The organism is Serratia sp. DFXYC6 (assembly GCF_057196085.1).
In genome coordinates this window covers 1863927-1878858 of sequence record NZ_JBXUNV010000001.1, presented here as the reverse complement: position 1 = coordinate 1878858, position 14932 = coordinate 1863927, and the positions used below count along the sequence as shown (strand labels likewise).

Genomic DNA, 14932 nt, shown 5'->3' with positions numbered 1-14932 from the left:
TTTATAGGGCCTAAGCTTTGGGCTTCTGGCCATCTTCACTGTTTCAATGGTTAACACATGACAAAAGAACAATTCTACGCGGAATTAAAACGTGACCTGAGCGCGTTGCTCGGCGGGGAAACCAACTTTATCGCGGCGCTGTCCAACGCCAGCGCGTTGCTCAACGAGCGTCTGGATGACGTGAACTGGGTCGGTTTCTATCTGATGGATGGCGACCAACTGGTGCTGGGACCGTTCCAGGGCAAGATCGCCTGCGTGCGCATTCCGGTGGGCAAGGGCGTGTGCGGCACGGCGGTGGCGGAAAATCGCGTGCAGCGCGTCGGCGACGTGCATGCGTTTCCGGGCCATATCGCCTGCGATGCGGCCAGCAACGCGGAAATCGTGCTGCCGCTGGCGGTTGGCGGCCGAGCGATCGGCGTTTTGGATATCGATAGCACGGTTTATCAACGCTTCGACGAACAGGACGAAGCGGGCCTGAAAGCAGTGGTGGCGGGGCTTTGTGAGCAACTGGAACAGTGTGACAGTGCGAAATATGTGACTGTGGCGGCAAGTTGATCGACGGTTAACGTGGCAATTACCGATGGCGTCATTATAATGACGCCTGTTCATGCCTGTGGCTTGTTGGCAATACCGTTGTAATCAGGAAATTTCATGGAAAATCAACCTAAGTTGAACTCTAGTAAAGAAGTCATTGCTTTTCTTGCCGAGCGTTTTCCGCTCTGCTTTAGCGCCGAAGGCGAAGCTCGTCCGCTGAAAATCGGTATTTTTCAGGATTTGGTAGAGCGCGTGCAGGGGGAAGAGAATCTCAGCAAAACGCAATTGCGTTCTGCCCTGCGCCTGTACACCTCAAGCTGGCGTTATCTGTACGGCGTTAAAGTCGGCGCGCAGCGCGTCGATCTGGACGGCAATCCGTGCGGTGAACTGGAACAGCAGCATGTCGATCATGCTCGCCAGCAGCTTGAAGAAGCCAAAGCGCGCGTTCAGGCACAGCGTGCCGAACAAAACGCCAAAAAACGTGAAGCCGCCGGTGAATCCGCCGATGCCGCTCCGCGCCGTCCGCGTCCAGCCGGTAAAAAGCCCGCTGCACGTCGCGAAGGCGGAGCCGCGCCGGAAAACCGCAAGCCGCGCCCACAAACTCGCCCACAGCCCGCTCGCCAACCTCGTGCAGCCAAAGAGGAAAGCCAGCCGCGTTATGCGCCAGTCACGGATATCTCTAAACTGCAAATTGGCCAGGAAATCAAAGTCAGAGCAGGCAAGAGCGCGATGGATGCTACCGTACTCGAAATCGCTAAAGATGGCGTACGTGTGCAGCTCTCTTCCGGTCTGGCGATGATTGTGCGCGCAGAACACTTGCAGTTCTGATACGGAGGCCAACCCAGGCATGAACAAATTCGTCAGATTAACAGCGATTGCAGGGCTGCTGTGGGCGGGTGTCAGTTACGGCGCGGAAACAGCCAACATCCGCATCGGCCAACTGCCCCAACTGCAACAGGAACCCCAGCACGCTACGGTGAGTGAGCGCGTTACCTCGCGCTTCACTCGCTCTCATTACCGCCAGTTCGCCCTCGATGCGGAATTTTCAGGCAAGATCTTCGATCGCTACCTGAACATGCTGGACTACAACCATAACGTGTTGCTGGCCTCCGACGTGGCGCAGTTCGCCGGCAAACGCAATCAGGTTGGCGAAGAGCTGAAAACCGGCAAGCTGGACACCTTCTACGCGCTGTTCAATCTGGCGCAGAAACGCCGTTTCGAGCGTTATACCTATGCGTTGTCGTTGCTGGACAAGCCGATGAACTTCACCGGCAACGGCACTATCGATCTCGACCGCAGCAAAGCGCCGTGGCCGAAAGACAAGGCCGAGCTGGATAGCCTGTGGGATGCGAAAGTCACCTATGACGAGCTGAACCTCAAGTTGACCGGCAAGACCGACAAAGAAATCCACGACACGCTGACCAAACGCTATCAGTTCGCCATCAAGCGCCTGACGCAAAGCAACAGCGAAGACGTCTTCCAGCTGGCGATGAATGCCTTTGCGCATGAAATCGATCCGCACACCAACTATCTGTCTCCGCGCAATACCGAGCAGTTCAACACCGAGATGAGCCTGTCGCTGGAAGGCATCGGCGCGGTGCTGCAGATGGATGATGACTACACCCTGATCAACTCGATGGTGCCGGGCGGCCCGGCGGCGAAGAGCAAGGCGATCACCGTAGGCGATCGCATCGTCGGCGTCGGCCAGGCCGGCAAACCGATGGTGGACGTGATCGGCTGGCGTCTGGACGACGTGGTGTCGCTGATCAAAGGGCCGAAGGGCAGCAAGGTGCGCCTGGAGATCCTGCCGGCCGGCAAGGGCACCAAAACCCGCGTGGTCACCTTGACCCGCGAGCGTATCCGCCTGGAAGACCGCGCGGTGAAAATGACCATCAAGACCGTCGGCAAAGAGAAGGTGGCGGTGTTCGACATCCCTGGCTTCTACGTCGGCTTGACCGATGACGTGAAAGTGCAGCTGCAGAAGATGGCCAAGCAGAACGTCAAGAGCGTGATCATCGATCTGCGCACCAACGGCGGCGGCGCGCTGACTGAAGCGGTGTCGCTGTCCGGCCTGTTCATTCCGAGCGGCCCGGTGGTGCAGGTGCGTGACAACAACGGCAAAGTGCGCGAAGACGCCGACACCGACGGCGTGACCTACTACAAAGGCCCGCTGGTGGTGCTGGTCGATCGCTTCAGCGCCTCCGCCTCCGAAATTTTCGCGGCGGCGATGCAGGATTACGGCCGCGCGCTGATCGTCGGCGAACCGACCTTCGGTAAAGGCACCGTGCAGCAGTACCGTTCGCTGAACCGCATCTACGACCAGATGCTGCGCCCTGAGTGGCCGGCGCTCGGTTCGGTGCAGTACACCATTCAGAAGTTCTACCGCGTCAACGGCGGCAGCACCCAGCGCAAGGGCGTGACGCCGGATATTCTGATGCCGACCGGCGTCGATCCGGCGGAAACCGGCGAAGCGTTTGAAGACAACGCCATGCCGTGGGACAGCATCAATGCGGCGACCTACAGCAAGACCGGCGATATGGCATCGTTCGAGCCGGAACTGCTGAAAGATCACCAGCAGCGCATCGCGCAGAATCCGGAGTTCCAGTACATCGCGCAGGATATCGCGCATTACAAGGCGCTGAAGGATAAACGCAATATCGTGTCCCTCAATCTGGCGGTGCGCGAGAAAGAGAACCACGATGACGATGCGACCCGTCTGAAACGCATCAACGAGCGTCTGGAGCGCGCGGGTAAGAAGCCGCTGAAATCGCTCGACGATCTGCCGAAGGATTACCAGGAGCCGGATCCGTACCTGGATGAAACCGTGCATATCGCGCTGGACCTGGCTCATCTGGAAAAGGATCAGCCTGCTCAGCAGCCAACGCCGGCTAAGTAAGGCCACGGCTTTGCCTGTGAAAAACGCACCCTCGGGTGCGTTTTTTTATGGTTGCGGCAAGCCCGGCTTAAGCCGGTTTCTTGCGGTGACGCAGCCCGAGCTGAATGCAGGAAACCACCACCAGCAGACAGCCGAACAGCGACAGCAGCAGCGGGATCTCATGCCAGAACAGCCAACCCCAGGCGATGTTGAACACGATGCCGATATAGCGCACCACCGAGACCACGATCAGGTTATCGGAAGAGAAGGCCTGGGTTAAGACGACCTGCCCCAACAGCGACACCAGGGCGATGGCGAGCAGAATGGCGAACTGATAGGCGTTGGGCCAAACGAACGCGTTCCACATCAGCGGCAGCGAGATCAGCGTTGCGATGAACAGGAAGTAGAACACGATCTCGTAGTTGTGGTGGCGCTTGCTGAGTTTGTTGACCGACAGATAGGCGATCGAGGCGAACACCGCGCTCATCACGCCGACCAGCGACGCCAGGGTATAGGCCGAGAAGTGCCACGGCCGCACCAGCAGCACGGCGCCGATGATGACCATCGCCAGCCAAAACGCGGTATTGGCGTTAACCCGTTCACGCAGCACCAGCAAGGAGAGCAAAATGGAGAAAAACGGCGACAGATAGGCCAGCATGCTGGCGTCGGCCAGCGTCAGATGGGCGATGCTGTAAAAATAACAAATGAGATACAGCCCGCCCATGGTGCCGCGCAACACCAGCAGCGGCCGGTCTACGCGGCTGAAGGCGATGCGGTGGCGGTACATCAGCAGCAGAACCAGCAGACAGCCGATGCTGCTGCGAAAAAACACGATTTCACCGGTGGGAATAGCGTCGGAGATGGTTTTAACCAGCGCGTTCATGACGCTGAAAATCAACGAGGCAAAAATGGCCAGTAAGGCACCCTGATTCATGCTTGCCTCCGCCATTGTCGGTAAATGATGTCCGCCTGCTCGTCGCAGGTATCGTCCAGCAACGAACGATGGCAATGCTCGGCGCCGTTCCGGGTGACGAAGCGCTGCAGCGCCTGCTGAAAGCGCGCCAACAGACGCTGGGCGGCGGGCATCTCGACGTCAAGCCGCTGCGCCAGCAAGACCAGGACGCGCAGTTTGCGCACGTCCTCTTGCGGCACGCGCGGCAGGCGCCAGCGCCCCTGGACATCCTGGAAGACGCGGGCGACTCTGACGGCGGAAAAATCATAGTAGCGGCCCTGCGCGTCCGGCTCGGAATAGGGATCGACCAGCAGCGCGGTATAACGCGTAAACAGCGCATAGCATTGCTCTGTCGGCGCGAGCTGCGGGAATTGGTCAATCCAGCGGCGGCTCACCATGCGGGGCGGAACCGGGTAGTTGTCGTCATTCAAAAAGCGCAGCAGGTTAATGGCCTCGATGCCGAGCCGGTTGAGCAACTGCTGGTAATCCTGCGAGAGCGCCAGCATGTCGGCGATCGCCTCGGGACAGATGGGGCCCTCGGGGTGGGTTTTATACAGGTACTGGATCGGCGCCTGCGGCTGGAATATCGCCTGCAGCGTGGTTTCGGCCAGCGCCAGCGGAGGATGAACATAATTGGTGATGCTGAAGCGCTCGGCGGCGAGCAGGCTGTTGCAGCGTTGGGCGTCAATGCCGTGACGCGCCAGCAGCGAGCAAAGCCAGTCGAGTTCGGCGCAGTCTGACCTTGCGCCTGCGCCGGCCAGATAAATCCGCTGCTTGAACGCCTTGGTGTAGGCGCGGTAAGGCTGTTCGGCGCTCTGGTACTTGGTGTCGGCGTAGTAGCTTGACAGGCTGATGACCTCGACGTGGGATTGCCCGGCGTCCTGCAGCAGGCTTTGCGCCATCAGGCCGGAGCCGATGGAGGGAGAGAGCAGGATCAGTGAGCGCAGTTGGGGCAACGCCGCCCATGGCACCTGTCGCAGCACGTCATGGTATTGATCGGTGGGGACGGCAAGGATCAGTCGGTGCCAGTCGCCGCCGACCAGTGACAGATCATCGTAATAGCGATCAATCGTCACTTGCGCATCGTCTTGGGTGCGCTGCGCCTTACCGGCGCCCGTCAGCCACAGGCTGGGCGTGTGCGCCAGATGTTGCTTCAGGCGGCGCCCTTTTTCGCTGGGGCGGTTGTACAGGCCGATGCGCGCATTGGCCGCGGCCTTGATGTCCGCAGCCAGTTGGATCGCCGCCGGGCCGGCGCCGAGGATCAGGGTGGGAAAGGCATTATTCATGGCGGTGGGGCTCCAAAATCAACAGATCGTACAGCGGGGTGGCGAGCGGTTTACCGCTGACACGCCAGGGCGAGCCGGCGGCCTGGTGGTGGTAAGGGCAGTTGAAGATCGACTTGAGGCCGTTGCCATAGCGCACCAGCAATTTGCCGCACTGGGGCAGCAAAGGCCGCAGCGCCTTCAGCAAACCCTGCTTGTCCGCCACCAAAGAGGCGATGATGATGTGATCGATATCGTTGCGCGTCAGGCCGTTCAGCTTGTCGATGCAGGGCATCTGCTGCACCAGCCCCAGGTGGCGCGTGAGCCGGCGGGCAAAACGCTGGGCCGCCGGATCGCAATCGTAGCAAATGACGGTGGCGGAGAGCCTGGCGACCAGCGCCAGCGCCGTGGTGGGCAATGCGCCGCTGCCCACCAGCAGCACCCGTTCGCCGGGTTTAATGTCGGCGGCCGCGATCTCCAACTGCAGCGCGCGGTCGAAACTGTTCAGGTAGGCGTTGGTTTGCGCCGGTTCCCGGCACAGCGCCGAGACGCGATGTTTCTCGTAGTCGCACAACGCGGCGTTGGCTGTCGCCCGCAGTTGGGCGATCTGCGCCGTGATCAAACGGTCGTTTTCCAGTTTTCGACGGTAGGCCTGCAGCTGTGGTTCGTCGTTAAAGGCTTGCAGGCGGCTGAAGCGGCGTTCCAGCAGGGAAAAATGGCGCCGATCTTGCCGGGCGGAGCGGTGTAGCTGGTGAATTTCCTGTTGCAAGCCGGCGAGTTGCGCCAGCATGTCCGCCTTGGTCAGAGTGTACATGGGGATTCTCCGTGTGCGTGTAACAGCTGTGTCGGCAGCAGATAGGGGTAGCCCTGCGGGCTGACGCCGTTTTCGATGCCGACGCCAAATACGCGAGACACCATCGGATGTCCCATCATCTGATGGGTATCGCCGTGGCAAACGACGCGTCCGTGCGCGAGCAGCGTGAGTGAGTGGCAATAGCGCAGCGCCAATCCCAGATCGTGGATCACCAGCAGCGTGATGCAGCGATGACGCCGGCCGTAGTCGGCGATCTGATTGAGCACGCGCAGCTGGTGGTGGATATCCAGCGCGCTGGTGGGCTCGTCGAGCAAAATGAGCTGCGGCTGAGAGACGAAGGCCTGAGCCAGCATCACCAACTGTCGCTGGCCGCCGCTGAGACGGTTGAAGGGGCGATCGGCGAGCGCGGAAATGCCGCATTCCGCCAGCGCCTGTTCGACCGCATCGGCCTGGGCGGCGCTGACGCGCCAGCTCAACTGCCGTACCTTGCCCAGCAGCACCATGTCAAAAGCGGTCAATGCCGAATCGCAGCGATTAAGCTGCGGCACATAGGCGATACGGCTGGTTTTCGGATCGAGAGGGCGTTCGCGGTAAGCGATCTCGCCGCTGGATGGCACCATGCGGTTAATCGCTTTGAGCAGCGTCGATTTGCCGGCGCCGTTGGGGCCGATGATGCCGCCGAGCTGCGCCTCCGGCCAGCTCAATGAAACGTCTGCCAATAGCGAGCGGCGATGCAGCGAGACGCCGACGCGGGTGAGGGTCAGTTGAGTCATGGGCGTTTAACCTGTCGAGTGACGAAGTAAAACAGCACCGGCACGCCGATCAGGGCGATAACGATGCCGATGGGCACCACGCCGTTCGGCATCACCAGCTTGGCGATGATCGAGGCGCACAGCAGCAGCAGGCTGCCGCAGAGGGCGGAAATGCAGATCAGGTAGCGCTGATCCTCACCCACCAGAAAGCGGGCGAAATGCGGGGCGATCAGCCCGACGAACCCGATGGTGCCGACAAACGAGACCGAGGCGGCCGTCAGCAAGGTCGCCAGCAGAAAGGCCAGCTTGCGCAAGGCGCTGACATTGATGCCCAGCCCCTGGGCCTGCTCTTCGCCGGCGGACAGCGCCGTCAGCCGCCAGGCGAGCCGCAGACTGACGAACAGTGCGCACAGCAACACGACGCCGGTGATCGCCACGCCGTGCATATTGGCTTTGAGCAGGCTGCCAAACAGCCAAAAGACAATTTGCTGCATGGCTTCCGGCGAGGCCAGAAACAGCAGCAGCGATTGCAGCGACTGAAAGAAAAACAGCACCACGATGCCGCTCAACACCAATATTTGCGGCGTCATGCCGCGGCGTTGTCCCAGCAGATAGACAGGCACGCAGGCGAGCAACGCCATCAGCGAAGCCAGCAGCGGCGTGCCCAGCGCCAACGCGCCGCCCAGGCTGAAGCCGGTGAGGATCGCCAGCGCCGCGCCGAACCCCGCCGCGGCAGAGATCCCCAGCGTATAGGGGCTGGCGAGGGGATTAGCCAGCACGGTCTGCATCAGCAGGCCCGCCAGCGCCAGGCTGGCGCCGACCACCAGGGCGGTGAGCGTCATCGGCAAGCGAATCGACCAGAAAACCACCTGATGCAGCTCGTTGCCAGGCGCAGAGCCAGGCCAAAGCATCCGCACGATATCCGTGAGGCCAAGTTGCGCGGCGCCGACGGTGAGATCGATGGCGGTCGCCGCCAGCAGCGCGCCGAGCAGCGCCAGCGTCAGTAGCCCGCGGCGCAGCCTGCGCCGTCGCAAAAACGCACGTCCTGTGTGGGCCACGGTTATTCTCCTTGCCAGCGTTGCAAGAAGACGCCGTCCGCCTCTATCGGCAAATATTGATGGTAGAACTGCGCCAGATTGCGCGCGGGATCAACATCGGCAAACGCGGTGGGATAGAGCGCTTTCGCCAGATACTGGACAAAGATAAAATCGTAAATCGTGCGCGCGCCGCCATGGTAAAGCGCATAAAGACGCTGATTTTTTATCGCCGGCAGTTGCGGCCATCCCGCCCGCCGGGCGTATTGCGTCAGGCGCGTCTGGAGGGGGGCTGCCTGCGTGCCGTAGCCCATCGGCACGGCGTTCGGCATGTTTTCCCAGTCGCCACCGGCGAGAAAAATCACCTCGGGCCGTTGGGTCAGGACATAGTCGGCGCGCAAGGGGGAAGGGCTGCCGACGACGCCGGCGGCGATATTGTCGGCGCCGGCCAGCTGCAGCAGCGGCCCCCAGATCGAGGCGCCATAGCTGCTGCCGTACTCGCCGGGGCCCTTGTCCCCCAGCTCAATATAGGTGATCGGCGGCGGCAGCTGCGCCTGGCGGATGCGCCGCCGGGTATCTTCGAGGCTCTGGCGATATTCGTCGGCCAGCCGTTCCGCTCGCTCGGCGTGGCCCATCGCCTGGCCCATCAACCGGATGCTGGCGAGCTTGACTTCAACGCCCTGATTGAAGTCGACGACGATGTAAGGAATGTTGAGCTGTTGCAGCACCGGCAGGTAGTTGGCGAAGCCGTCGAGCTGCCACTTCGCCAGGATCAGCAGGTCTGGTCGCGTGGTCAGCAGGCGTTCAAAATCGAAGCTCTGGTTATAGAGCGAACCGACATCGACCAGCTGAGCGAGCCGTGGCAGCGCCGCCTGATAGCGCGCCCATTGGCTGGCGCGCAACGCCCAGTCGCTTTTGGAGAAGGCGACGACCTGTTGATAACTCTCCGGGCCGTTCACCGCCAGAAAATCTTCGTAGTAAAAACCGATATAGGCGCGCTGTGCGGGGGCGGCCAGGGTAACCTGGCGTCCTTCAACGTCGGTGAGGTGAATTTCAGCGTGCGCGACCTGGCAGAAAAGCAGCCACGTCGCCAGCATCCAGACGATACGCGATAACATGATTGACATCCCTTTACGATTAGTTGTGATGTTATAATGTAACAATTAATCGCGAGATTCAAACTTTCGTCGCCGCTGAATCAGGCGGGGCATGATGAAGCGCGCTGAGCGTATATTGGCCTATAAAGCGTGAGGATAACGGTTCTCGTTGTCATGGCGTGCGGGCAAAGAAATTTTTCTGCAAAATCCCTCCGCCTTGCGCAACAATCGTTTACAATTTGCCAAATCCCGGTCGCGCATCGTTTTTGTAAAGTTTCGTATTTTTAGTAGGTTAATGGCGCGCGACTCTTGAAACTGTGACGAATGCCCATACGATCTAGGGTATCTTGGACAGCGTTTTGTTAACATTTATGAGGAAGTAAACATTTTATGATGCGTATAGCTCTGTTCCTGCTCACCAACCTGGCGGTGATGTTGGTTTTCGGGCTGGTGCTCAGCCTGACAGGAATCCAATCCAGTAGCGTTCAGGGCCTGATGATCATGGCCGGTCTGTTCGGCTTCGGCGGCGCTTTCGTGTCGTTGCTGATGTCCAAGTGGATGGCGCTGCGCTCCGTGGGCGGGGAGGTGATTGAACAGCCGCGTAACGAAACCGAAAACTGGCTGCTGGAAACGGTGCGCCGTCAGTCGCAGCAGGCGGGCATCGCCATGCCGCAGGTCGCTATCTACCACGCGCCGGACATCAACGCCTTCGCCACCGGCGCACGCCGCGACGCCTCGCTGGTCGCCGTCAGCACCGGCCTGCTGCAGAGCATGAGCCGTGACGAAGCGGAAGCGGTCATCGCGCACGAAATCAGCCACGTCGCCAACGGCGATATGGTGACCATGACCCTGATTCAGGGCATCGTGAACACCTTCGTGATCTTCATTTCGCGCCTCATTGCGCAGGTCGCTGCCGGTTTCCTCGGCAACCGCGACGGTGATGGCGAAGGGGAAGGCAACGGCAACCCGATGATTTACTTCGCCGTGTCGATGGTGCTGGAACTGGTGTTCGGCATCCTGGCGAGCATCATCACCATGTGGTTCTCGCGTCACCGCGAGTTCTATGCCGACGCCGGCTCCGCCAAACTGGTGGGTCGCGAGAAGATGATCGCCGCCTTGCAGCGTCTGAAAACCAGCTATGAACCGCAGGAAGCGGGCAGCATGATGGCGTTCTGCATTAATGGTAAATCCAAGTCGTTCAGCGAGCTGTTCATGTCGCACCCGCCGCTCGACAAGCGTATCGAAGCGCTGCGTACCGGCCAGTACCTGAAGTAATCGGCTGAATGAAATGAAAAACCCCGGCTTGCCGGGGTTTTTTTATGGCATGCCTGAACCGCTTTTTCAGCGTCGACGGGGGTTAACGCGGTGCAAGAGCCCCCCGAGTCCATAAAGCCCGCCTTCGAATAACGTCTGTCGGCCTCTCTGTGCGTTTACCGCCGCGGAGCGAGACGACCATGAAAGAGGGTAAGCCGCATCCTGGCTGAGTGATGACCGGCTGTTTGGCTTTGGAAGCGCATGTTATATGCTTTGGCGCAATGACATTTGTCCCTGAGGCCCTATGAAAATCAACCACCTTCCCTTGCTCAACGGTGATGAGCTACCGGCGCGCCTGGCGGAATTGACAGGCGGTATCGCCGATGCGGTTGCGGAACTGTTCAACCGGCATGATGACGATGCTGAACGGCCAGCTATTCGCTGGCATTCAGGCGATCTTCACCTCCCGGCATTTTTCCCCGACGAGCACGACAGCCACGATTACGATTACCTGATCGTGGACGGCGATATGATCGTGGAAGGATGCCTGGCGGTATCGCCGCAGCGCGAGGACGGCGGCATTGTCGTGCTGGGGCGGCTGCAGGCGGATACGCTGATTTGCTGGGGCGGACTGGTCGTGCGTGATGATGTCCGCATGCGCCATGCCTATTGCAGCTCAGGAAACGACGGTGCGTTCGTGGTGGGGGGAGATCTGACCGCGCTCACCCTGGTAGAGACGGGGGAGTTTATCCATGTCCATGGCGATCTCGATGCGCGGTGTCTCGCTTCGTTGCAGAACTTCGTTCAGGTTGACGGAAACACACGCTGCGATTGCCGCATCGACAGCGCTCAGGCCGAAGATCTGATCAAGCGCATGTTCGCCCCTGGCTTACTGAAGGGCTTCGAGGGGGTGGGTAACGACGGCCAACGCATTGTTGGCTGGTATCCGGATGACGACGCCTATTTAGCGTGTCTACGACAGGGCCGCAGCCCTTTGAGGAGCGGCGACTGACGCCAGGCCTGCATCGCGCTCGACGTGGCCCGGCTCAGGCAGGCCACATCGGATTGGGGCGCGGCTCTTTCTATGCCCTCTATTTCACCTCGCGGCTGGGCTGCGCCGTTTGCGTCGTCGGTTGAGTGATGCGCAGGCTGCTGACCGCCGCCGCCAGGGTAGCGAACACCCCAGCCAGGACCAGTGAAGCGTGGGTGCCGGAGGTAGGGAACAGGTTGAACATCAGCGCCACCAGCGCGGCCCCCGAGGTTTGCCCCAGCAGGCGGGCGGTGCCCAGCATGCCGCTGGCGCCGCCGCTGCGGTTGCGCGGCGCGGCGGAGATGATGGTGTGGTTGTTGGGCGACTGGAACAGGCCGAAGCCGGCGCCGCACAGCACCATGCGCCAGATGATGTCCATATTCGACGGTGCCGCCGGCAGCAGCGCCAGCGAAAACAGCCCGAGCGCGAACACCGCCAGCCCAATGCAGCCCAGCAGGCCGGCGTGCACGCGCTCCACCAGCCGACCGGCGATCGGCGCCATCACCACGATCGCCAGCGGCCACGGCGTCAGCAGCAGCCCGGTCGCCACCTCGCCGCGGCCCAACGCGGTTTGCAGGAAGAACGGCAACGACACCATCGCCAGCATTTGCGCGGCGAACGAACAGATTGAAGTGCCCATCGACAGGGCGAAGATCGGGATGCGCAGCAGATCGACCGGCAGCAACGGAAATTCCTGGCGCAGCTGGCGGCGCACGAACACCGCGCCAATCGCCAGCAGCGCGGCAATCTCGCTGAAGATCAGCGTCAGGCTCTGGCCCTGGGCGAAGCCGCTGATGGCGGTGATCAGCAGGCCGAAGGTCAGCGCGTTCAGCACCGCGCTGGTAGGATCGAAACGGCGGCTATCGCTTTTTTGGCCGTTAGCCGGCAGGAATTTCATCCCCAGCAGCAGCGCGACGATGCCGATCGGCAGGTTGATGGCGAACAGCCACTGCCAGGACGCGACCGACAGGATCGCCGCCGCCACCGTCGGCCCGGCCGCCGAGGAGCAGGCGACGATCAGCGAGTTGATGCCCATGCCGCGGCCGAGAAAACGCTGCGGGTAGATGATGCGGATCAGCGCGGTGTTGACACTCATAATGGCGGCGGCGCCAAAGCCTTGCAATACGCGGGCGATGGTCAGCGTGAGCAGCGAGTCGGACAGGGCGCAAAACAGCGAGGTGATGCTGAACACCAGCAACCCGGCCTGATAGATGCGGCGATAGCCGACCAGATCGCCGAGCGAGGCCAGCGACAGCAGAGAGACGGTGATCGCCAACTGATAGGCGTTGACTACCCAAATGGAGCTGGCCGGGCTGGCGTTAAGATCGCGCGCGATGGTGGGCAGCGCCACGTTGGCTATCGCGCCGTCGAGCACCGATACGGTAATGCCGAGGGCGATGGCGAGGATCGCCCCATAGCGTTGCGGGATGGGGAGGCCGTCGGAACAAGGACGCATGTTGGTCTCAGCGGTATTTATTCAGGGGAGTATTATCATGCTAATCATAATCGCCTGCGATTGCATGCCCGTTGCCCGCTTAATTGTAAATAGCGGTGAGCGGGCCGGGGTTATCCATTTGGCTTCAATCGCTTAGCGCCCATGTGCGTTGCGCGTCGCGATCTGTTCCGATTATACTGAAACCCTTGTTTAAATTTCCTGAAACAAAACCGTTAAGTAGGGCATTCACCATGGCTAACGCAGATTCAGACAAGCAACCGGATGCCGTCTCATCCGTGATGAAAGTGTTCGGCATTTTGCAGGCGCTTGGCGATGAGCGCGAGATTGGCATTACCGAACTTTCCCAGCGAGTGATGATGTCCAAAAGCACCGTCTACCGTTTTCTGCAAACCATGAAAGCGCTGGGCTACGTATCGCAGGAAGGCGAGACGGAAAAGTATGCGCTGACGCTCAAGCTGTTCGAACTGGGCGCCAAATCGTTGCAGAACGTCGATCTGATCCGCAGCGCCGACGTGCAGATGCGTGAACTGTCGAACCGCACCCGCGAAACCATCCACCTCGGCGCCCTGGATGAGGACGGCATTGTCTATATCCACAAGATCGACGCGATGTACAACCTGCGCATGTATTCGCGCATCGGTCGTCGCAACCCGCTGCACAGCACCGCCATCGGTAAAGTGCTGCTGGCCTGGCGCGATCGGGAGGAGGTGGCGCAGATCCTGTCGCAGATTGAATTTACCCGCAGCACCGAGCATACCCTGACCAGCGCCGCCGAACTGTTGCCGGTGCTGGAGCGGGTACGTGAGCAGGGATTCGGCGAAGATGTCGAAGAGCAGGAGGCGGGGATCCGCTGCATCGCGGTGCCGGTCTTTGACAGGTTCGGGGTGGCGATCGCCGGGCTGAGCATCTCTTTCCCGACGCTGCGCTTTTCCGACGCGGCGCGGGAGGAGTATGTGGCGTTGCTGCACGTCGCCGCCCGGCGCATTTCCGAGCAGCAGGGCTATCACGATTACCCGTTCTGACCGTCGTTTCGATGAGCGAGGCGCTGCCATGGCAGCGCCTTGTTGTTATTTCGCGCCGGGCGTCAGCCGCTGAGAAATCCGCTCCAGCACCAGCATCAGCAACAGCGTGGCCGCCACCAGGATCATGGTCAGCGTCGCGCCGTTGGCGATGCTGCCGCGATCGGTCAGGCTGAAGATCGTGACCGGCAGCGTCGCCCAGCTCGGCGGGTAGATCATCATGGTCGCGCCCAGCTCCCCCATCGACAGCGACAGGCTGAGTGCGAAGGCGGAGATCATGTAGGGAGCGATCATCGGCAGGGTGACGTGACGCAGGCGGAACAGCGGCGAAGCGCCCAGGCTGGCGGCGACGTTCTCGTAGTCGCCAGGCAGCCGGGTCAGCCCGGCCATCACGTTGCCGAAGGTAAAGGCGGAAATCAGCACGAAGTGGGCGGCGGGCACGATCAGGAAGGTGCCGTTCATCTGCAGCGGCCCCTGGCTGAACGCCACCAGCATCCCCAAACCGATAGAGACCGAAGGCACCGCGCTGGGAATGAAAAACAGCGTGCCCAGCAGCCGCTGGCCGCGCCCCTGATGGTGGCGCAGCGCCAGCGCCGCCCAGGTGCCGCACAGCAGCGCGAACAGGCTGGCGCTGAAACCGATAGCCAGACTGGCGACCAGCGCGTCCCAGGAGGCGCCGCTGAACGCCTGGCGGAAGTGGTTGAGGGTGAAGCCGCTCGGCAGCACGCCGTTCCACTGTTCACTGAGGCTGGACATCAGGATCACCGCCAGCGGCAGGCAGAAGAACAGGGCAAACAGCGTGACCGTCAGCGTGCAGGTCAGGGTGCGGCCGGTGCGAGACCAAATCAACATC

General features: G+C 61.0%; 14 protein-coding genes. 6 read left to right on the top strand and 8 right to left on the bottom strand.

Annotated features, from left to right (window positions below; all coding sequences use genetic code 11):
* Window positions 1-57 precede the first annotated feature (57 nt).
* The 3 genes from AC2CGQ_RS09180 to prc all read left to right on the top strand — a co-directional run bounded on the left by AC2CGQ_RS09180 (window position 58) and on the right by prc (window position 3430).
* Window positions 58-555, top strand: a complete 498-nt coding sequence (locus AC2CGQ_RS09180) for a GAF domain-containing protein (RefSeq protein WP_015377669.1) — start codon at window positions 58-60, stop codon at window positions 553-555.
* A 96-nt stretch (window positions 556-651) separates the two neighbouring features.
* Complete coding sequence (proQ, locus tag AC2CGQ_RS09175) at window positions 652-1362, top strand: RNA chaperone ProQ (RefSeq protein WP_004931497.1); 711 nt, start codon at window positions 652-654, stop codon at window positions 1360-1362.
* Between the two features lie 19 nt (window positions 1363-1381).
* A complete protein-coding gene (gene prc / locus AC2CGQ_RS09170; RefSeq protein ID WP_484593620.1) occupies window positions 1382-3430 on the top strand; it encodes a carboxy terminal-processing peptidase in 2049 nt (682 codons plus the stop codon).
* A gap of 67 nt (window positions 3431-3497) precedes the next feature.
* Here the strand turns inward: prc and AC2CGQ_RS09165 are convergent, their stop codons facing one another.
* The 6 genes from AC2CGQ_RS09165 to AC2CGQ_RS09140 are packed head-to-tail and all read right to left on the bottom strand — an operon-like array spanning window position 3498 to window position 9341.
* The gene (locus tag AC2CGQ_RS09165; protein ID WP_004931494.1) at window positions 3498-4343 is read right to left on the bottom strand and encodes a DMT family transporter; all 846 of its coding nucleotides are present in this window, start codon (window positions 4341-4343) and stop codon (window positions 3498-3500) included.
* The gene (locus AC2CGQ_RS09160) at window positions 4340-5647 is read right to left on the bottom strand and encodes an opine metallophore biosynthesis dehydrogenase (RefSeq protein WP_484593619.1); all 1308 of its coding nucleotides are present in this window, start codon (window positions 5645-5647) and stop codon (window positions 4340-4342) included. Before AC2CGQ_RS09160 ends, AC2CGQ_RS09165 begins: the two co-directional genes overlap by 4 nt.
* Complete coding sequence (locus AC2CGQ_RS09155; RefSeq protein ID WP_004931490.1) at window positions 5640-6437, bottom strand: nicotianamine synthase family protein; 798 nt, start codon at window positions 6435-6437, stop codon at window positions 5640-5642. Before AC2CGQ_RS09155 ends, AC2CGQ_RS09160 begins: the two co-directional genes overlap by 8 nt.
* Window positions 6425-7210, bottom strand: coding sequence for an ABC transporter ATP-binding protein (locus AC2CGQ_RS09150; protein ID WP_484593618.1), 786 nt, complete (start codon window positions 7208-7210; stop codon window positions 6425-6427). The genes AC2CGQ_RS09155 and AC2CGQ_RS09150 overlap by 13 nt, the downstream gene beginning before the upstream one ends.
* On the bottom strand, window positions 7207-8247 hold the full coding sequence (locus AC2CGQ_RS09145) for a FecCD family ABC transporter permease (RefSeq protein WP_351006754.1): 1041 nt from the start codon (window positions 8245-8247) through the stop codon (window positions 7207-7209). Before AC2CGQ_RS09145 ends, AC2CGQ_RS09150 begins: the two co-directional genes overlap by 4 nt.
* 2 nt (window positions 8248-8249) lie before the next feature.
* Window positions 8250-9341: an ABC transporter substrate-binding protein gene (locus tag AC2CGQ_RS09140; protein ID WP_075685064.1), complete on the bottom strand. Its 1092-nt coding sequence runs from the start codon at window positions 9339-9341 to the stop codon at window positions 8250-8252.
* 369 nt (window positions 9342-9710) lie between these two features.
* Between AC2CGQ_RS09140 and htpX the strand changes: the two genes are divergently transcribed.
* Together htpX and AC2CGQ_RS09130 are read left to right on the top strand one after the other, a co-directional pair.
* On the top strand, window positions 9711-10595 hold the full coding sequence (gene htpX / locus AC2CGQ_RS09135; protein WP_004931482.1) for a protease HtpX: 885 nt from the start codon (window positions 9711-9713) through the stop codon (window positions 10593-10595).
* Between the two features lie 283 nt (window positions 10596-10878).
* Window positions 10879-11586 (top strand): hypothetical protein, encoded by a 708-nt coding sequence (locus AC2CGQ_RS09130; RefSeq protein ID WP_021505500.1) that lies wholly within the window; start codon window positions 10879-10881, stop codon window positions 11584-11586.
* Between the two features lie 79 nt (window positions 11587-11665).
* Here the strand turns inward: AC2CGQ_RS09130 and AC2CGQ_RS09125 are convergent, their stop codons facing one another.
* On the bottom strand, window positions 11666-13060 hold the full coding sequence (locus tag AC2CGQ_RS09125) for an MFS transporter (RefSeq protein ID WP_351006748.1): 1395 nt from the start codon (window positions 13058-13060) through the stop codon (window positions 11666-11668).
* 230 nt (window positions 13061-13290) lie between these two features.
* Here AC2CGQ_RS09125 and kdgR point away from each other — a divergent pair, with 230 nt between their 5' ends.
* Window positions 13291-14082, top strand: coding sequence for a DNA-binding transcriptional regulator KdgR (kdgR, locus tag AC2CGQ_RS09120; RefSeq protein ID WP_044031370.1), 792 nt, complete (start codon window positions 13291-13293; stop codon window positions 14080-14082).
* Window positions 14083-14127: 45 nt separating this feature from the next.
* Here the strand turns inward: kdgR and AC2CGQ_RS09115 are convergent, their stop codons facing one another.
* Complete coding sequence (locus AC2CGQ_RS09115; RefSeq protein ID WP_004931474.1) at window positions 14128-14931, bottom strand: ABC transporter permease; 804 nt, start codon at window positions 14929-14931, stop codon at window positions 14128-14130.
* Window position 14932: the final 1 nt, after the last annotated feature.